Source organism: Exercitatus varius, from assembly GCF_029577735.1.
Classification (GTDB): domain Bacteria; phylum Pseudomonadota; class Gammaproteobacteria; order Enterobacterales; family Pasteurellaceae; genus Exercitatus; species Exercitatus varius.
Window position 1 is genome coordinate 101734 of the sequence record NZ_JARQTO010000002.1, and the last position, 19349, is coordinate 121082.

19 protein-coding genes, 1 tRNA gene and 1 riboswitch are annotated in these 19349 nt (G+C 47.7%); of the genes, 14 read left to right on the forward strand and 6 right to left on the reverse strand.

What is annotated here, in order from left to right; genetic code table 11:
- Positions 1–70: 70 nt before the first annotated feature.
- A complete protein-coding gene (gene secA / locus P7M01_RS03100) occupies positions 71–2827 on the forward strand; it encodes a preprotein translocase subunit SecA (protein WP_317480620.1) in 2757 nt (918 codons plus the stop codon).
- A 71-nt stretch (positions 2828–2898) separates the two neighbouring features.
- Positions 2899–3306 (forward strand): 8-oxo-dGTP diphosphatase MutT, encoded by a 408-nt coding sequence (gene mutT / locus P7M01_RS03105; protein WP_202936855.1) that lies wholly within the window; start codon positions 2899–2901, stop codon positions 3304–3306.
- A 10-nt stretch (positions 3307–3316) separates the two neighbouring features.
- On the opposite strand, the gene P7M01_RS03110 is transcribed toward mutT, so the two are convergent.
- Genes P7M01_RS03110 through queC form a run of 3 tightly spaced genes read right to left on the reverse strand, consistent with a single transcriptional unit; the run spans position 3317 to position 5069 of the window.
- The gene (locus tag P7M01_RS03110) at positions 3317–3943 is read right to left on the reverse strand and encodes a 7-carboxy-7-deazaguanine synthase QueE (RefSeq protein ID WP_317482976.1); all 627 of its coding nucleotides are present in this window, start codon (positions 3941–3943) and stop codon (positions 3317–3319) included.
- On the reverse strand, positions 3940–4359 hold the full coding sequence (queD, locus tag P7M01_RS03115; protein WP_317478888.1) for a 6-carboxytetrahydropterin synthase QueD: 420 nt from the start codon (positions 4357–4359) through the stop codon (positions 3940–3942). Before queD ends, P7M01_RS03110 begins: the two co-directional genes overlap by 4 nt.
- 11 nt (positions 4360–4370) lie before the next feature.
- Entirely contained in the window at positions 4371–5069 is a 699-nt protein-coding gene (queC, locus tag P7M01_RS03120) for a 7-cyano-7-deazaguanine synthase QueC (protein ID WP_317482977.1), read from the reverse strand.
- 2 nt (positions 5070–5071) lie between these two features.
- Positions 5072–5116: riboswitch (PreQ1 riboswitch) on the reverse strand.
- 119 nt (positions 5117–5235) lie between these two features.
- Here queC and ypfJ point away from each other — a divergent pair.
- Positions 5236–6075, forward strand: a complete 840-nt coding sequence (ypfJ, locus tag P7M01_RS03125) for a KPN_02809 family neutral zinc metallopeptidase (protein ID WP_317482978.1) — start codon at positions 5236–5238, stop codon at positions 6073–6075.
- Between the two features lie 72 nt (positions 6076–6147).
- On the opposite strand, the gene clpB is transcribed toward ypfJ, so the two are convergent.
- A complete protein-coding gene (clpB, locus tag P7M01_RS03130; protein WP_317475615.1) occupies positions 6148–8718 on the reverse strand; it encodes an ATP-dependent chaperone ClpB in 2571 nt (856 codons plus the stop codon).
- 166 nt (positions 8719–8884) lie between these two features.
- On the reverse strand, positions 8885–9922 hold the full coding sequence (gene tsaD / locus P7M01_RS03135; RefSeq protein WP_317480618.1) for a tRNA (adenosine(37)-N6)-threonylcarbamoyltransferase complex transferase subunit TsaD: 1038 nt from the start codon (positions 9920–9922) through the stop codon (positions 8885–8887).
- Between the two features lie 226 nt (positions 9923–10148).
- Here tsaD and exbB point away from each other — a divergent pair, with 226 nt between their 5' ends.
- From exbB to P7M01_RS03155, 4 genes are all read left to right on the forward strand, one after another.
- A complete protein-coding gene (gene exbB, locus P7M01_RS03140; RefSeq protein ID WP_202936862.1) occupies positions 10149–10604 on the forward strand; it encodes a TonB-system energizer ExbB in 456 nt (151 codons plus the stop codon).
- A gap of 12 nt (positions 10605–10616) precedes the next feature.
- Positions 10617–11003 (forward strand): TonB system transport protein ExbD, encoded by a 387-nt coding sequence (gene exbD, locus P7M01_RS03145; protein WP_317482979.1) that lies wholly within the window; start codon positions 10617–10619, stop codon positions 11001–11003.
- Positions 11004–11786, forward strand: a complete 783-nt coding sequence (locus P7M01_RS03150) for an energy transducer TonB (protein WP_317482980.1) — start codon at positions 11004–11006, stop codon at positions 11784–11786. It begins immediately after the preceding gene.
- 92 nt (positions 11787–11878) lie between these two features.
- Positions 11879–12595: a DUF554 domain-containing protein gene (locus P7M01_RS03155; RefSeq protein ID WP_317482981.1), complete on the forward strand. Its 717-nt coding sequence runs from the start codon at positions 11879–11881 to the stop codon at positions 12593–12595.
- A gap of 55 nt (positions 12596–12650) precedes the next feature.
- Here the strand turns inward: P7M01_RS03155 and P7M01_RS03160 are convergent, their stop codons facing one another.
- Positions 12651–13733, reverse strand: a complete 1083-nt coding sequence (locus tag P7M01_RS03160; protein WP_317482982.1) for a TrmH family RNA methyltransferase — start codon at positions 13731–13733, stop codon at positions 12651–12653.
- Positions 13734–13836: 103 nt separating this feature from the next.
- Between P7M01_RS03160 and pssA the strand changes: the two genes are divergently transcribed.
- The 7 genes from pssA to fabD all read left to right on the forward strand — a co-directional run bounded on the left by pssA (position 13837) and on the right by fabD (position 19332).
- Positions 13837–15198: a CDP-diacylglycerol--serine O-phosphatidyltransferase gene (gene pssA / locus P7M01_RS03165; RefSeq protein ID WP_317482983.1), complete on the forward strand. Its 1362-nt coding sequence runs from the start codon at positions 13837–13839 to the stop codon at positions 15196–15198.
- 227 nt (positions 15199–15425) lie between these two features.
- Positions 15426–15501 (forward strand) — tRNA-Ile (locus P7M01_RS03170).
- Positions 15502–15575: 74 nt separating this feature from the next.
- A complete protein-coding gene (gene yceD / locus P7M01_RS03175) occupies positions 15576–16100 on the forward strand; it encodes a 23S rRNA accumulation protein YceD (protein ID WP_317478898.1) in 525 nt (174 codons plus the stop codon).
- A 21-nt stretch (positions 16101–16121) separates the two neighbouring features.
- Entirely contained in the window at positions 16122–16292 is a 171-nt protein-coding gene (gene rpmF / locus P7M01_RS03180) for a 50S ribosomal protein L32 (RefSeq protein WP_005544470.1), read from the forward strand.
- Between the two features lie 23 nt (positions 16293–16315).
- The gene (gene plsX / locus P7M01_RS03185; RefSeq protein WP_202936869.1) at positions 16316–17344 is read left to right on the forward strand and encodes a phosphate acyltransferase PlsX; all 1029 of its coding nucleotides are present in this window, start codon (positions 16316–16318) and stop codon (positions 17342–17344) included.
- 24 nt (positions 17345–17368) lie between these two features.
- Positions 17369–18319 carry a beta-ketoacyl-ACP synthase III gene (locus tag P7M01_RS03190; protein WP_317480614.1) on the forward strand — a complete coding sequence of 317 codons (951 nt, stop codon included), beginning with the start codon at positions 17369–17371 and terminating at the stop codon, positions 18317–18319.
- A 74-nt stretch (positions 18320–18393) separates the two neighbouring features.
- Positions 18394–19332 (forward strand): ACP S-malonyltransferase, encoded by a 939-nt coding sequence (gene fabD / locus P7M01_RS03195; RefSeq protein WP_317482984.1) that lies wholly within the window; start codon positions 18394–18396, stop codon positions 19330–19332.
- Positions 19333–19349: the final 17 nt, after the last annotated feature.

A 19349-nucleotide genomic window follows, 5' to 3' on the forward strand; every position in this document is an offset into this window, starting at 1 on the left:
AAACCGCCGTGTTGAAGAGCTATTGCGGTTTATTTCTCAAAATCATAACAGTCAAAAAACAGAGAAAATTATGCTAAGAACTATTGCAACGAAAATTTTTGGTAGCCGTAACGATCGTATTTTGCGTCGTCTGAACAAAATCGTTAAGAAAATTAATGGGTTGGAACCTTCCTTTGAAGCGTTGAGCGATGACGAACTCAAAGCCAAAACCGATGAATTCCGTCAACGTTTAGCCAACGGCGAAACCTTGGAACAGCTGATGCCGGAGGCCTTTGCCACCGTGCGCGAAGCCAGTCGTCGCGTATTGGGCATGCGTCATTTCGACGTACAGTTAGTCGGCGGCATGGTACTGACCAACCGAAATATCGCGGAAATGCGTACCGGTGAAGGGAAAACCTTAACCGCAACCTTGCCTTGCTATTTGAACGCGCTGACCGGCAAAGGCGTGCACGTAGTCACAGTGAACGATTATTTGGCTCGCCGCGATGCGGAAACCAACCGTCCGTTATTCGAATTTTTAGGTATGACCGTAGCGGTGAATGTGCCGGGGTTGGATCCGGAAGTGAAGCGCGACGCCTATAAAGCGGATATCACTTATGCCACTAACAGCGAATTAGGTTTCGACTATCTGCGGGATAATCTGGCCCATTCGGCGCAGGAACGTTTTCAGCGGCCGCTGCATTACGCGTTAGTGGACGAAGTGGATTCCATTTTAATTGATGAAGCCCGGACTCCGTTGATTATTTCCGGCCCGGCGGCTGACAGTTCCGAACTTTATATCGCTATTAATAAACTGATTCCGTCTCTGGTGGAACAGGAAAAAGAAGACAGCGATGAATTTCAGGGCACCGGCGATTATTCCCTCGATTTGAAGAACAAACAGGCGAATTTAACGGAACGCGGCTTGGAAAAATGCGAAAACTGGTTGGTGGAACAAGGTTTAATGCGGCCGGAAGACAGCCTGTATTCAGCGGCGAATTTGGGTTTGTTCCATCATATTTCGGCGGCGCTGCGCGCTCATACTTTATTCCAGCGCGATGTGGATTATGTCGTGAAAGACGGCGAAATCGTTATTGTGGACGAACATACGGGACGCACTATGGCGGGACGTCGCTGGTCCGACGGTTTACATCAAGCGATTGAAGCCAAAGAGGGTGTGAAAATTCAGGGCGAAAACCAAACCGTTGCTTCAATCACTTATCAGAATTTCTTCCGTTTGTATGAAAAATTGGCCGGGATGACGGGTACGGCGGATACGGAAGCGTTTGAATTTCAACAAATTTATGGATTGGAAACCGTGGTTATTCCGACTAATCGCCCAATGATTCGTGATGACAAAACGGATATTATGTTTGAAAACGAACAGTACAAATTTGATGCCATCATTGAAGATATCAAAGACTGTATTGCCCGTCATCAACCCGTATTGGTGGGGACGGCGTCGATTGAAAAATCCGAATTGTTGTCTGCGGCACTGGATAAAGCGGGTATCGAACATAATGTGTTAAATGCCAAATTCCATGCTCAGGAAGCGGAAATTGTTGCCAATGCGGGATATCCGGGAGCGGTGACCATTGCCACCAACATGGCGGGACGCGGTACGGATATTGTATTGGGCGGTAACTGGAAAGCCGAAGTGGCGAAACTGGAAAATCCGACGGAAGAACAAATTGAAGCGATCAAAGCGGCATGGCAGCAGCGTCATGACGAAGTTATGCAGGCGGGCGGTTTACATATTATCGGAACGGAACGCCACGAATCCCGTCGTATCGACAACCAGCTGCGCGGACGTTCCGGTCGTCAGGGCGATCCGGGCTCGTCCCGTTTTTATCTCTCATTGGATGACGCTTTAATGCGGATTTATCTGAATGAAGGTAAGTTGAACATGATGCGTAAAATGTTCACCACGGCGGGCGAAGCGATGGAATCCAAACTGTTGGCGAAAGTTATTGCTTCTGCGCAGGCGAAAGTGGAAGCTCATAACTTCGACGGACGTAAAAATCTGCTGCAATATGACGATGTGGCGAATGATCAACGCCATGCCATTTATGAACAGCGCAACGCCTTACTGGATAATGAGGATATTTCCGAAACCATTGACGCCATTCGCGAAGACGTATTCAACGCTGTGATTGACGAATACATTCCGCCGCAATCTTTGGAAGAGCAATGGAAAATTCCCGAATTGGAAGAGCGTCTGCGTTCCGACTTTACGTTGGATCTGCCGATTCAGCAATGGTTGGAAGAAGATAATCAGTTACACGAAGACAACTTGCGCGAACGCATTATCGAGGCGGCGAAAACGGAATATCAACGTAAAGAAGCGCTGGCCGGTTCGGAAAGTATGCGCAGTTTCGAGAAAGGCATTATGCTGCAAACGCTGGATGAACTCTGGAAAGAGCATTTGTCGGCGATGGATTATCTGCGTCAGGGCATTCATTTGCGCGGTTATGCCCAGAAAGATCCGAAACAGGAATACAAAAAAGAGTCGTTCCAAATGTTTACGGAAATGCTGGATGCTTTGAAGTTAAGCGTCATCCGCACCTTAAGCCGCGTACGAGTGCGTACTCAGGAAGAAATGGAAGAGGCGGAACGTCAATATCAGGCGGCGATGGCGGCGCAGCAGCAAGCCCGACAAGCGCAACAAGCGCCGCTTCCGAACGAACGCCCTTCGTCTGATACGGCGCAGGACGAGGCGTTATCGGCGGAGGAAAAAGTGGCCCGCGCTGTCGCGGAACGTCATATCGGACGCAACGAACCCTGTCCGTGCGGTTCCGGTAAAAAATACAAATACTGCCATGGCAGTCGTGCCAAAGATCACGCCTAATCTTTGAATCAAGTGCGGTCAAAAAATGAAACGTTTTTTGACCGCACTTTCACATAAAGGTGAACATAACGATGAACAAAAAAATGGTTTCCGTTGCGGCGGGGATTATTCGCAATGAATTCGGACAAATTTATCTGACCCAGCGTTTGGAAGGGCAGGATTTCGCTCAGTCTCTCGAATTTCCCGGCGGCAAGGTGGATCCGGGTGAAACGCCGGAACAGGCGCTGAAACGGGAATTGGAGGAAGAAATCGGCATTATGGTGCTGGAGCCCTTATTGTATGAGCAATTTCTGTTTGAATATCCCACTAAAATCATTCATTTTTATTTTTATCTGGTGGAAGAATGGGTGGGCGAACCCTTCGGACGGGAAGGACAAGAAGGATTTTGGACCAATCAGCTTGATTTGGACGCCGGCCAGTTTCCGCCGGCAAATTTTAAACTGATTCAACGTTTACTGGCGGAAAGCGAAACGGATTAACGCCATCCGCTTATTCGATGCCGATCAATTTATGGGTTTGCAGACTCAGCTGCCATTTCGGCCTGTTCACCCGTTGGTTGAGCTTGCCGAGCAAGGTAATGGTTTCGTGCAAATTCATCTTTCCTTCGATTTCGCAAGGTGATAAGTAATAACGGTTCGCCTTGATTTTACCTTCAATAAATGCGCAAAATTCCAGCACGTCTTCATCCGCCACAATGCGAACTTCATGAGCGAAAGGAATGCAGCGGGATTGATATTTTTCCCGATACAATCGCTTCGGACTGGCGGCAATATAATCGATTTGAGCCGGTACCGTTTTCAATCCGTTGGTTTCAATGGCTAAAAAATAGCCGTCTTGCTTAAGCTGATCCAGCAACAGCGAAAGACGAGGCTGAATGGTTGGTTCGCCGCCGGTAATGATAATATTCTTCGCCGAAAACGCCCGCACTTTTTGCAGAATCCGAGCAAAGGTGAAAGGCTTGAATTCGTTGTAAGGCGTGTCGCACCAAGGACAGGCCAAATTGCATTTGCCGAAGCGAATAAAAATGGCGGGCATTCCCGTATTGGCGCCTTCTCCCTGCAGGCTTTCGAAAATTTCGACGATCGGATAGTTGATGGTGGAAGCAAGCGGATTCATTCGCGATACTCACAAAAAGAAGTGGGTGTTTCCCACAGACGAACAGCGGACAGCGGCAATTCGGATTTTAGCCGATTGAATATAAAACGCGCCATTTCTTCCGCCGTTGTGCGACTCGGCATGCCGAAAGTTTTGGAATCCAATTCGTTCAACAGGGCGGCGATTCTGCATTCCCGTTCGCTGTTCGTATCGTAAATAAACGCGTGATCCATCGGCGCTAAGATCAGCGTTTTAACAATGTCTTTTAAATCCGCAAAATCTATTACCATCCCTTTTTTCGGCCCTTGTTGGTAAAGGTCGCCGCTCACTTCCACCTGTAATTTATAGGTGTGGCCGTGCAGATTCCGGCATTTGCCGTCGTGGCCGTCCAAAATGTGTGCCATATCAAAACTGAATTCTTTGGAGACGCGAAACATGATAGTGTCCTCTATGCCGAAAAAACAGGCGATTTTTCGCCCGCACTTTTATGCGTTAAATATTCCTGCAACCCTTTTTCGCGCAAAATACAGCTCGGACAAGTGCCGCAACCGCCTTCTACGCCCAGATAGCATGTATGCGTGTGCCGGCGGATGTAATCCAGTGCGCCCAGTTCATCGGCGAGCTGCCAGGTTTGCGCTTTGGTTAAATACATCAGCGGCGTGCGAATATTGAATTGATAATCCATGGCAAGATTTAACGTTACGTTCATGGATTTCACAAAAACGTCGCGGCAGTCGGGATAACCGCTGAAATCAGTTTCGCACACGCCGGTGATAAGATCCGTGATGCCTTGTCCTTTGGCATAAATAGCGGCGTACAGCAGAAACAGCGCATTGCGTCCGTCCACGAAAGTGTTCGGCATGCCGTTTTCATCCTGCTTGATTTCCGTCTCGGACATCATGGCGTTGTTTGTGATGGTTTTGATGACGGAAGTATCGATCAGCGTTTGTTTTACGCCCAGATCCTGCGCAATCCATTGCGCTTTTTGCAATTCGACGGCGTGGCGTTGGCCGTATTGAAAGGTAACGGCTTCCACGTTATTTACGCCGTAATCCCGGATTGCCTGAATCAGACAAGTGGTGGAATCCTGTCCGCCGGAGAAGATAACAACCGCTTTACGGTTGCCGTTTGGGTTGAGGATATTCATAGATTTCCTTAGTTTTTTTACGTGGGAGGTTCGCGAACCACGATGAAAAGAAAGCGTATTGTAGCGATTTTCGCAAAAACTTGCAAAAAACCACCGCGCTACTATCGAATTCGGGGCTTTTCCGTTAAAATACGTTCAATTTTTACAACAGTAAGGAAAAGTAATTATGCGTTGGCAAGGTCGTGAACGAAGCACTAACATTGAAGATCGTCGCGGTTCAGGCTCAAGCGGCTTGGGCGGCGGTAAAAAAATGGGCGGAATCCTCGGATTCATCGTGCTGTTAATCGGTTCCTATTATGGTGTGGATTTGTCCGGATTGGTCGATTCGTCAGGTATGGGCGGCACGAGCGGAGGTTCGTCCCTCAGTCAGCAGGAAGAAGAGCATTTGGAAGGGCTTTCCGCCGTTGTGCTGAAAGATACGGAAAATACCTGGCAATCTTATTTCGCCAGCAGCGGACAACACTATCAGGCGCCAACCATGGTACTTTACCCCGGTGCCACCCCGACTGCCTGCGGCACGGGACAAGCGGCGATGGGGCCGTTCTACTGTCCGAACGATCGCAAGGTATATTTGGATTTGTCGTTTTATAACGATATGAAAAATCAACTTGGTGCCGCCGGCGATACCGCTTTTGCTTACGTCATCGCCCATGAAGTCGGTCATCACGTGCAGAATCTGCTTGGCATTTTACCGAAAGTGACGGCGGCGCAGCAGGCAAAAAGTAGTCAGGCGAACGCGCTTTCCGTCAAACTGGAATTGCAAGCGGACTGTTTCGCCGGCATATGGGGTTATCAAGCGGCAAAAAATAACCTGCTTGAAACCGGTGATTTGGAAGAAGCCTTTAATGCCGCGGAAGCCGTCGGCGACGACCGTCTGCAAAAACGCAGTCAAGGCTACGTGGTTCCGGACAGCTTCACTCACGGCACTTCCGCTCAACGTCTTGCCTGGTTCAAACGCGGTTTACAAAGCGGCGATCCGAAACAGTGCAACACCTTTGCGGAATAAAAAAACTGTTAAAAAAACGACCGCACTTTAGTCGCTAAAGTGCGGTCCGTTTTATCACTGTTTTTTGACGGCTTATTGTTTTGCCGCAATTTTGCCGTCTTGATAATCCACCGTGACCGGTTTGCTCGGTAATAATTTACCGGACAGGATTTCGTTGGCTAACGGATTTTCAATTTCCTGCTGGATTGCCCGTTTTAACGGACGCGCGCCGTAAATCGGGTCGTAACCCACTTCGCTGATGAAGTCCAATGCCGCATCGCTGAAGGTGATCTGATAACCGTGTTCCGCCATACGTTTCGCCAAGCGAGCCAATTGAATTTGCGCAATGGCTTTGATGTTTTCTTTGGCTAACGGATGGAATACCACCGTTTCGTCGATACGGTTGATGAATTCAGGACGGAAATGTTGTCCCACCACCGACATCACGATTTCTTTCATGCCTTCGTAACCTAAGCCGCGGTTTTCCTGAATGAGATCGGAACCCAGGTTAGAGGTCATAATCACCACTGTATTGCGGAAATCGACCGTACGCCCCTGTCCGTCGGTTAAGCGTCCGTCATCCAAGACTTGCAATAAAATATTGAACACGTCGTGATGGGCTTTTTCCACTTCATCCAATAAGATGACGGAATACGGACGGCGGCGGACGGCTTCGGTCAAATAACCGCCTTCTTCATAACCGACATAACCCGGAGGCGCACCCACTAAACGCGATACGCTGTGTTTTTCCATAAACTCGGACATGTCAATCCGCACCATGGCGTTTTCGTCGTCAAACATAAAGTTGGCCAAGGTTTTACAAAGTTCGGTTTTACCCACCCCGGTCGGCCCTAAGAACAGGAAGGAACCAATCGGACGGTTCGGATCGGATAAGCCCGCACGGCTGCGGCGAATGGCATTCGCCACCGCTTCTACCGCTTCGGTTTGTCCTACTACGCGTTTGTGTAATTCCTGTTCCATGCGCAGAAGTTTTTCTTTTTCGCCTTCCATCATTCGGGCGACCGGAATGCCGGTAGCGCGTGAAAGCACTTCGGCGATTTCTTCGTCGGTAACGCGATAACGTAACAGCTTCATTTCCTTGCCTTCGGATTTATCCGCATCGGCCAGTTGTTTTTCCAAGGCCGGAATAGTGCCGTATTGCAATTCGGACATTTTGTTTAAATCGCCGGCACGGCGCGCCTGTTCCAATTTGGTACGCGCATTTTCCAATTCTTCTTTAATATGCTGGGTACCGGAAAGGGCGGCTTTTTCGCTCTTCCATACTTCTTCCAGTTCGGCGTATTCGCGTTCTTTTTCCGTCAGTTCTTTTTCCAGCATTTCCAAACGCTTGCGGCTGGCTTCGTCGTCTTCTTTCTTCAACGCCTGTTGTTCCAGTTTTAACTGGATAATACGGCGTTCCAATTTATCCAGCGGCAACGGTTTACTGTCGATTTCCATTCGGATACTGGACGCCGCTTCGTCGATTAAGTCGATGGCTTTATCCGGCAACTGACGATCGGAAATATAACGATGGGAAAGGGTTGCCGCCGCTACAATCGCCGGGTCGGTAATTTCCACGTGATGGTGCAATTCGTAACGTTCCTGCAAGCCGCGCAAAATCGCAATGGTGTCCTCCACGCTCGGTTCGCCGACAAATACTTTTTGAAAACGACGTTCCAACGCCGCATCTTTTTCAATGTATTGGCGGTATTCGTCTAAGGTTGTGGCGCCGACACAATGCAATTCGCCGCGCGCCAGAGACGGTTTCAGCAGGTTGCCCGCATCCATCGCACCGTCGGTTTTACCGGCGCCGACCATAGTATGGATTTCGTCGATGAATAAAATGACTTTACCTTCTTCCTGCGCCAGTTCTTTCAACACCGCTTTTAAACGTTCTTCGAATTCGCCGCGGTATTTCGCACCGGCGATTAACGCGCCCATATCCAGGGAAAGAACCCGTTTGCCTTTTAACCCTTCCGGCACTTCGCCGTTGACGATACGTTGCGCTAATCCTTCCACGATAGCGGTTTTACCGACGCCAGGTTCACCGATTAACACCGGGTTATTTTTGGTCCGGCGTTGCAATACCTGAATCGCGCGACGAATTTCATCGTCACGACCGATTACCGGGTCGAGTTTTCCGCTTTCCGCCCGTGCGGTTAAGTCGATAGTATATTTTTCAAGAGCCTGACGGCTGTCTTCTGCATTTTGATCGTTCACGCTTTGTCCTCCGCGCACCTGTTTAATGGCGGCCTCTAAATTTTCTTTTTTCGTTCCGCACTTGCGTAATAATTCCGCTAGGCTGCCTTTTTCTTCGAATACGGCGAGTAAGAATATTTCGCTGGAAATAAATTTGTCATTTTGACGCTGTGCGATTTTGTCACACAGATTCAGTAAATTCACCAGCTGACGGGAAATCTGCACGTCCCCGCCGTTGCCGGAAACCTGCGGTAGTTTGTTAATTTCCGCATTTAATTCGCTGCGCAACATTGCGACATTAGCGCCGCTTGCCGTTAAAATCGGTGCGACGGAACCGTCTTGCTGGTTCAAAAGTGCGGTCAATAAATGGACCGGTTCTATAAACTGATTGTCTTTTCCCAGCGCCAGCGATTGCGCTTCGCCTAACGCCTGTTGAAATTTGGTGGTAAATTTATCAATGTTCATGTTTGCTCTCCTGAAAAGATTGAATATTGCGTTCACGTTTAACTAAGTGAGAGCGGAATTTCGGATTTCAAGGGAAAAATGAAAATATTTTATGTTAAATAGAAGAAACCGATAACGAGCGGCTGATGGGTGCAAATCATGATTCGTTATCGGTGAGAACGGGAAATTATGCTAACGCAGGTAAATCAGTCATCATCCAGCGAGGTTTAACATCAATTTCCAGGCCGGAAGTTTCGCCCGCCTGCAAACGTAAATGCCCTACGTAAGCAATCATGGCGCCGTTATCGGTACAGAATTGCGGAGAAGGGTAGAACGTCTTGCCGCCCAATGAACCCGTTAATTGCGCAAGTCCCTGTCGCAACTGTTTATTGGCGCTGACGCCGCCGGCCACAACCAGCGTTTTGTAGCTGGTCTGTTGTAAAGCCCGTTTACATTTGATTGCCAGGGTTTCCACCACGGCGGTCTGGAATGCGCAGGCAATATCCGCTTTGGTTTGTTCCGTCAGTTCGCCTTCCTGTTTGATTGCCTGGTGAATCGTATTGGCCGCCGCCGTTTTTAAACCGGAAAAACTGAAATCCAAACCCGGACGGTCGGTCATCGGTTTCGGAAAGACAAAACGCCCGGCTGAACCTTTTTCCGCCAAGCGGGAAAGCGCGGCACCGCCCGGATAATCCAATCCTAACAATTTTGCCGTTTTGTCAAAGGCTTCACCGGCGGCATCGTCAATGCTTTCGCCCAGTAATTCGTATTTTCCTACGCCGTCAACCCGAACAAGCTGCGTGTGTCCGCCGGAAACCAGCAACGCGACGAAAGGAAAGTGCGGGCGATTTTCGGGCGATTCTAACATCGGAGCCAGCAAATGTCCTTCCATGTGGTGTACGCCCACCGCCGGCACATTCCAGGCATACGCCAGCGAGCGGGCAATGGTCGCGCCCACGAGTAATGCGCCCACTAATCCCGGCCCGGCGGTATAGGCAATGCCGTCAATTTCCTCGGCGGTAAGATTGGCTTCTTTCAGCGCGGCTCGGATGAGAGGCGCGGTTTTACGGATATGATCGCGCGACGCCAATTCCGGCACGACGCCGCCATAATCCGCGTGCAACGCAATTTGAGTATAAAGCTGGTCGGCGATTAAGCCCCGTTCCGTGTCGTAAATGGCGACGCCCGTTTCATCGCAGGAGGTTTCAATACCTAAAACTTTCATTCGATTCTCTTGTTTCGTTCAAAAAAACTCATGAAAATTCTACCGCACTTTTAGCCGTTTCGCAGTATTTGATTTTTCCGTCCGCAGTTTTCCGAGGCATTTTGATTGATTTCATGAAATTCGTCGATTGAGCGGTTTACGCTTTTGTCGAACTTTGTTAAAATTCCCAATCTAATTGAAACTGATTATCAATTAGATAATTTTTATTTATCTTAAAGGGTTTCTCATGCCGGCATTATTCGAATTTCTCAAAAATTACAGTGATTACATCATCCTCGGCTTGTTAGGTTTGATGAGCTTTATTATGTTATGGTTTGTGATTGAACGTTTTATCTTCTTAAGCAAAGTCAAAGTCGGCACTTATAGCAATATTCACTCTTTGGATATTGATTTAACCCGCCATTTAACCATCGTTTCCACCATCGGCGCCAACGCGCCTTATATCGGTTTGTTGGGAACCGTTATCGGGATTTTATTAACTTTCTATGATTTGGGCACGTCCGCGGCCGATATTGACGCTGCCGCCATTATGCTGCATTTGTCTTTGGCGCTGAAAGCTACGGCGGTAGGGATTCTGGTCGCGATTCCGTCCATGGTGTTTTACAGCGCATTGGGACGCAAAGTGGATGTACAGCGTTTGAAATGGAAAGCGTTAAACAGCACCAAAAATATCGGCGCATAGCGGAGTCCGGCGATGAAAAAATTTGACGAAATCAACATCATCCCGTTTATCGACATCATGTTGGTGTTGCTGGCTATCGTACTGATTACGGCCTCTTTTATTTCTCAGGGCAAAATTCAGGTGAATGTCCCGAAAGCGTCGCAAACGGTGGCGTTCAAATCGGACGATTTGGCGAAATTATTAACCGTGAATGCGGAAGGTAAAATTTTCTTCAACGATAAACCGATAGAACAGGCCGAGTTAGAAAAGGAAATCGCCGGTTGGGATAAAGATCAGAAAGTGACGTTAAAAGTGGATGCGGAATCTTCATTCCGGAATTTCGTTTCGATTACCGATTTGATGGCAAAAAATAACATCAAGAATGTCGCCATTGTGACAATGAAAGATAAAGGTCAGTAAATGAAAGGCAATTCTTGGCTGGGATTTATAGGTTCGGCGGTTTTCCACGCCGGGCTGGCGGCGGCGTTGTTTGCGGCATTTAAGCAAGATGAAAGCGCCAACGGGCGAAGTGCGGAGGAAATTGCCACTAACATTTCTATGGAAATGCTGATGGCGACGACGGTGGAAAGCCGTCCGCCGGCGGAACCCGAACCGGTAAAAAAGGCGGAAGCGGAGCCTGAGAAAAAAGAAACGGTAGCGGATCCGACATTAAAACCGAAACCGGAAAAAGCAAAAGAGAAGCCGAAAGAGAAAGCGAAGGAAAAACCGCCGGAAAAACCGAAAGAAGCGGTGAAAAAACCGGCTAAAGCGGTGGCAAAAGTGACACCGAATCCGTCACCGAAGGCTGTTGCGGCGGATCGTGTTCAGGCGGGCAATGCCAATGTAAATTCGAAGGCGACGGCAATTTCCGCCAATACCAACAGCAATAACGCGAATTTAACCGGCAGCGGAGCGAGTTCGTCGGAAGTGGCGGAATATAAATCCCGCATTCGTCGCGAAATCGAACGGCATAAAAAATATTCCCAGCGCGCTCGTATGATGCGAAAACAAGGCGTGGTGGTGGTCGCGTTTTCCATCGGAAACGACGGTTCCGTCAGCGGTGCGCATATTGTGAAATCTTCCGGTAGCGAAGATTTGGACAATTCCGCTGTGGCTGCGGTGAATGCGGCGAAATCAGTGGGGCCGAAACCGGCCGGCATGAGCAGCGCCCTTAGCGTGCCGATCAGTTTCAAAATTCAATAGCGTTTTCATTCCTGAAAAATCGGCGTAGAATACAAGTGCGGTCAAAAACGTTTGAATTTTTGACCGCACTTTTTTTGATTAACGGAGTTTTTATGGTTGTTGGTCCTTTTATTAATGCGGGCGCCATCGTGTTGGGCGGGGTATTGGGCGCCGTGTTGGGCGGTCGAGTGCCGGAACGGTTGCGGTTCAATTTAACCTTGTTATTCGGATTGTGTTCCATGGCAATGGGCATTTCCATGGTGGCGAAAGTACACAGCATGCCGGCCATGGTGCTTTCCGTGTTGCTTGGTACCATTATCGGCGAATTACTTTTGTTGGAAAGCGGCATTAATCGTTTGGCGACGGGCGCAAAGGGAATTGTGGAACGCATTTTCCCGGCGAACGACAGTCATCATTTTCATGAAGAATTTTTGCAAAAATTTGTGAGCCTGCTGATTTTGCTGTCTTTCAGCGGAACGGGGATTTTCGGAGCGATGAACGAAGGCATTACCGGAGACGAAAGCATTTTGATTGTGAAAGCTTTTCTGGATTTTTTCACCGCCATTATTTTTGCCACCACGTTAGGCATTTCGGTTTCTACGCTGTTTGTACCGCAAATTGCGGTGCAACTGATTCTGGCGTTCAGCGCAACGTTTTTGATTCCCTTGATTACGCCGGAAATGCGGGCGGATTTTGCCGCAACCGGCGGGGTGTTGATGGTGGCGACAGGTTTTCGCATCTGCGGAATGAAGAATTTTCAGGCGGGCAATATGTTGCCGGCATTATTTATCGCCATGCCGATTTCCGCTTTGTGGGCAACGTTCTTTTAAATGTTGACGGCGCAATGCAAAACGGGAACCTGAGTTCCCGTTTTTATTTTTTGTATTATTTGGCCCGGCTTGCCAGTAACACGCCTGCGGTAACCGCCACGTTTAAGCCGGTTTTTAGCGGATTGGCGGTGCTCAAATTTACTACTTCGTCGTCGTTTTTGGCAAAGCCGGAGACATCGCTTTCGCTTAATACGAATACGGTTTTTTTCGTCCATAATAGTTTATTCAGGCTTTTTGCCCGTTTGTCGGTGCTGGTATAAATCACTTGATAACCCGCTTGGCGTAATTGCGACAGAGCCTGTTCCGTATCGTTCGTTTGCAGAATATTGACAAATTCCGCCCCGCCTTCGGCAACCCGCATGGCGTTGGCGGATTGAATCAATTCCGGCTCGGCGGTAATCAACGCTTTTACGCCGTACACCGCGCAAGTGCGCAGAATTCCGCCGATATTTTGCGGATTGCGTACGTTGTCGAGTAGCACGACAACATCTTGCCGGCGCGTGATATCCAGATAACCTTTCAAGGTGAACGGATGGCGTTTTTTCACCAGCATACAAATGCCGCCGTGATGTTCCGTCCCGCTGACCCGTTCCAATTCATCCCGATCAACCACGTGATACACTTTTTTATTCGCCGCCAGATAGCTGAACATTTCGCCGGTTTTATGCGCGGTTTCCACCGTCGTCCACACGCGAACAATACTTTCCGGACGTTGCGCAAACAAGGTAAAACAGGCGTTTTCACCGAATACCTTCATTTCTTCCGCCCGGTTTTTCTTGATTTTTTCCGGCGCACGAGGCGAAAGCGGACCGGTTTTTTTCTCTTTGGGCTGAGCGCTGACGCCGGTAGATTTGGTCACCACTTTCACCTTGCCTAATTGGGTTTCGGTCACTTGTAATGTGAATTCCGGCGTGCGCGGCGTGCGATTTTCATCACGTTTGCCACTTGATTTCGGAGAAAAGTGCGGTCGATTTTTGTCGAGTTTTTGATCGAAATCGGTATTTTCGCGACGGCGATTCGGCTGGTTTTCCGTCATTCGAGCGGATGAACGCGGTGAACGTCGTTCGCCGACGGAACGTTCTTTAAAGCGGTGTTCTCCGGTAGCGGCTTGAAATTTAGGTTTCTGGAAGTTGCTCATTTGCTGTCCTGTAAGGTCAAAAATTTTAGGCATTATAGCAAAAATATTGTAAACTAACCCATTAATTAAAAGCGCAATTATGGCGTGAACAAAGAAGAATACTATGTTTATTAATCGGATCAATCGAGCAAAACAGCACCTGCGCAGCCTTTCCTATATTCCGCAAGCGGCGGAGGATATTGAGTTTCTGCATAGTGCGGATCAATTTAAACAGACCATTATTGAGTTAATTCGCGGCGCGAAAACTCGTATTTATGTGACCGCACTTTACTGGCAGCTGGATGAAGCCGGTCAGCAGATTTTGGCGGAAATTTATCAGGCGAAAGCCAATAATCCGGATTTGGATGTCAAAATTTTAGTGGATTGGCATCGGGCTCAGCGTAATTTGCTGGGCGAAGCAAAAGGCATCACGAATGCGGATTGGTACAGCGAAGAACGCGCTAAACACGGAAATGACGCCATGTTTTTCGGCGTGCCGGTGAACGGACGCGAAGTTTTCGGCGTGCTGCACATTAAAGGTTTCGTGTTCGACGATACCGTTCTTTACAGCGGTGCCAGTATTAATAACGTATATCTGAATCAGCTCGGCAAATATCGTTACGATCGCTATCAAAAAATTAAAAATGGCCCTTTGGCGGATTCGTTGGTTCGGTTTATTCGGCAATATTTTCTGAATGCTGATTCCGTTTATGCGCTAGACGACGCCGGCCGGCCTAAAACGCGGGAAATTAAATCTCAGATTAAGGCGTTTCGTAAGCAGCTGAAATTGGCGCAATATAGGGTTGAGCCCTCAAATACGGCGGTATACGGCGAAGAATTGATGATTGCTCCTTTATTCGGGCTGGGCACAAAGTACAATGTGTTGAATCGCACAATTCAGGATTTATTCGTTTTAGTTCAGGAACGGCTGACGATTTGTACGCCGTATTTTAATTTCCCGCGCACCTTACAAGTGAAAATCCGGGATTTGTTAAACGACGGTAAGAAAGTGGAAATTATTGTCGGCGATAAAACTGCGAACGATTTTTATATTCCGCCAAGCCAGCAATTCCGTATGGCGGGCGCTTTACCTTATTTATACGAACGCAATTTGCGCGCTTTTTGTAAGAAATTCGAGCAGGATTTGACAAGCGGACGGTTAACGGTACGTTTATGGAAAGACGGCGATAATTCCTATCATTTAAAAGGTATTTGGGTGGATGACGAATACATTTTACTGACCGGCAATAATTTGAACCCGCGCGCATGGCGTTTGGATGCTGAAAACGGTTTGTTGATTCAGGATCCTAAACGGGTGTTACAAGCGCAGGTACAAGCGGAGTTAAATGAAATTCGTCAGCATACGAGCGAGGTAAAACATTATTCCGAATTGGAACAAATGGAACAATATCCGCACGCCGTTCAGCGTTTGCTTAAGCGATTCTCTCGCGTAAAAGCCGATCAAATCGTGAAATGGATTTTATAAGCGTTACGGTAAAAAACGAACAAAGGAAAAGTGTTAGAGTTTTGCCGAAATCCGTGCTTAAGAAATCTGTTTTTTAGTCGTCGGTTTCGATAAGCCGGAGCCGGCGGCAATCGGAATGTGCCGTTAGTGTCGGGTATTCGGTTTTTTAACGGAATTATCCGAACTTTTCTAGACTTCACGTCAATATTTCTCTATAATCGACCGCACTTTTGAATCCGTATTCAACCGCCCCCATAGCTCAGCGGTCAGAGCAGACGACTCATAATCGTTTGGTCGCTGGTTCAAACCCAGCTGGGGGCACCATTTGTAGATTGATTGGCCAAAAGTGAGAATTTCCCTTTGACTATTTCTGACTCACAAGGTAATATTCACGCCCTATGCAAAAGGTAAGACTACCCTTAACTGTTGATCCGGTTAAAGACGCTCAGCGCAGATTAGATTATGTCGGTTATTATGCCGCGAATCAGCTTGGTCGTCTGGCGGAATCAGTAGGAAAAGTGCTCAGCGATGCACAGGTGACATTATCGTTTTTCATTGATCCGCAAAAATTGGTGGTAATGAAAGGGCATGCGGAAGTTGACGTAGAATTAGAATGTCAGCGCTGTAATTCTCCTTTCGTTCAAAAGCTGGAATGTGATTTCTGTTACAGTCCGGTATCTAATTTAGATAAGATTGATGAGTTGCCAGAGATTTATGAACCTATTGAGTTCAATGAATTCGGGGAAATAGATTTAATTGGTACGATTGAAGACGAACTAATATTATGTTTGCCTCTTGTACCGATGCATTCATCTGAACACTGTGAAGTGTCCGCGCACGAACAGGTTTTTGGCAAATTGCCTGAAGAATTGGCAAAAAAACCGAACCCGTTCGCTGTATTAGCTAATTTAAAGCAAAAGTAAATTAATTTAGGAGTATGGCCAATGGCTGTTCAACAAAACAAAAAATCTCGTTCACGTCGTGATATGCGTCGTTCACATGATGCGTTAACTACCGCTGCAGTATCAGTAGATAAAGCGAGTGGCGAAACTCATTTGCGTCACCATGTTACTGCTGACGGTTACTACCGTGGTCGTAAAGTAATCAACAAGTAATTCCTTTTCATTAAGGTATTCACTTGAGTCGTCTAACCCTTGCGTTAGATGTGATGGGCGGGGACATTGGTCCCCGTATTACTATCCCAGCATCCTTAAAAGCGTTGGATGATGATCCGATGCTGTCTTTGCTTTTGTTCGGCGATAGCCGGCAAATCCAGCCAGAGCTAGATAAAGCTTCCGATAAAATTTCACCAAATATCAGAGAACGTTTGGTGATTCGTCATGTTTCCCATACGATAGAGAATAATCAATCCGTTACCGACGCTTTACGTCATAGCAAAGGTACCTCTATGCGTTTGGCGATTGAAGCCGTACAGCGTGGGGAAGCACAAGGTTGTGCGAGTGGCGGAAATACCGGCGCATTAATGGGATTGGCAAAAGTGATTTTGCAGCCGCTAAAAGGAATTCAGCGTCCTGCTTTAGTTTCAGTATTACCTACTATGGATGGCAATCACTCAGTGATGCTCGACTTGGGGGCAAATATTGATTGCGATGCGGAAAATCTGTACCAATTTGCGCTGATGGGTGCTATTTTTGCCGAGAATCGGTTAAACTTGGTTTTTCCTCGGGTAGCATTACTTAATATCGGGGTGGAAGCGATTAAGGGATATAAATCCATCCGTGAAGCCTCAGAAATGATTAAAAAAAATACCGCACTTAACTATGTCGGATTCATTGAAGGCAATTATTTGTTGAACGGCGTAGCCGATGTGATTGTCAGCGACGGGTTCGCCGGTAATGTGGCGTTAAAAACCCTGGAAGGTGCGGCGCAAAATGTGATCGGATTATTAAAAGGTCGTTCCCGTAATGACCTGCTGAAACCACTGTTCGGTTGGTTAATGAAAATCCTGTTTCGGGAAAGTTATCAACGGCTACGCAGTATTAATCCGGAGCAATATAACGGTGCGTCTTTAATCGGATTAACCTCAGTCGTGGTGAAAAGTCACGGTAGCGCCAATATCAATGCCTTCACTAACGCGATTAAAGATGCCGCATTACAAGTGCGTCAACAAATTCCGCAAAAAATTTTAGATGGTTTAAATAAATAAAATAATTGTAATAACGAGAATGTTATGAATAGCAGAATTTTAGCAACCGGTAGTTATTTACCGACCCGAGTTCGTACTAATGCCGATTTGGAAAAGATGGTCGAGACTTCCGACGAATGGATTGTTACCCGTTCGGGGATTCGTGAGCGTCGTCTTGCCGCAGAGCATGAGACTGTCGCCACCATGGGGTTTGAAGCGGCGAAGAAAGCATTGAAAACCGCCAAAATTGATCCGAATGAGATCGAACTTGTCATAGTGGGTACGACCAGCAGCTCTCATGCGTATCCGAGCGCGGCTTGCCAGATTCAAGGTATGCTTAATATTGATGATGCTATTTCTTTTGATTTGGCGGCCGCTTGTACGGGATTTGTTTACGCGTTAAGCGTTGCGGATCAATTCATTCGTGCGGGAAAGGTGAAAAAAGCGCTGGTTATCGGTTCGGATCTAAACTCTCGTAATCTTGACGAGACCGACCGTAGTACTGTAATTTTATTTGGCGACGGTGCCGGTGCGGTAATTTTAGAAGCCAGCGAAGAAGAGGGCATTATTTCTACTCATTTGCATGCTACCGCTGATAAACATGACGTGTTGGTGCTTCCTCACGCGCAGCGTGATGACGAGAAATCGGGTTATATCTCAATGCAAGGTAATGAAACCTTCAAATTAGCCGTGCGTGAATTGGCAAATGTCGTGGAGGAAACACTGGTAGCCAATAATTTAGATAAAAAAGATATAGATTGGCTGGTTCCTCATCAGGCTAATTTGCGAATTATCTCCGCAACTGTGAAAAAATTGGATATGACGCTTGAACAAGCCGTGGTGACATTGGATAAATATGCCAATACCAGTGCGGCTTCCGTGCCGATTTCCTTAGACGAAGCGGTGCGCGACGGAAGAATCCGACGCGGTCAGTTGTTATTATTAGAAGCTTTTGGCGGCGGCTGGACTTGGGGATCGGCCTTAGTACGTTTCTAAATCAGCGGATCTTTATATTGGTGCGGTTTAACGTGTGAAGGCACGCACCATTTCAGCATTAAAAAGGATACAAAATGAAAAAATTTTCAATGGTATTTCCCGGACAGGGATCTCAATCCGTCGGTATGTTAGCCGAACTGGCAGAACAATTTCCGGTTGTGACTGAAACCTTTAAACAAGCGTCGGATGTATTGGGTTATGATTTATGGGCGTTAACGCAACAAGGCCCGGCGGAAGAATTAAACAAAACATGGCAAACTCAGCCCGCACTTTTGGCCGCCTCCGTGGCGATTTACCGCGTTTGGCAACAACAATATCCGGATTTAAAACCGGAAGTCATGGCGGGTCATAGTCTGGGCGAGTATTCGGCGTTAGTTTGTGCCGGAGTGATTGATTTCGAAGACGCCATTCAATTAGTAGAATTGCGCGGCAAATTAATGCAGCAAGCTGTACCGGAAGGCGCGGGTGCGATGTATGCCATTATTGGTCTGGACAATGAAACTATCATTAATGCCTGTAAAACCGCAGAACAAGGCGAAGTGGTTTCTGCCGTAAACTTTAATTCGCCGGGACAAGTTGTTATCGCGGGCAGTAAAGATGCGGTGGAACGTGCGGCGGCAGCTTGTAAAGAAGCCGGTGCGAAACGTGCACTGCCGTTATCGGTTAGTGTGCCGTCTCATTGCGCCTTAATGAAACCGGCGGCGGATCAACTTGCCGTTTCGTTGGAAAGCGTTGCGGTAAAAGCGCCGTCAATTGCGGTGATCAATAACGTCGATGTGAAAACCGAAAACGGCGCGGATGCGATTCGTACCGCATTAGTTCGCCAACTTTACAGCCCGGTACGCTGGACGGAAACCGTCGAAAAAATGGCGGCACAGGGCATTGAGGTGTTGATCGAAATGGGCCCGGGCAAAGTATTAACGGGTTTAACCGGCCGCATTGTGAAAGAGCTTTCCGCTCAGGCGGTTAATGATGTGAAATCATTAGAAGCGGCGAAGGAATTACTGGCGTAATTTGCAGATGGGCGTTA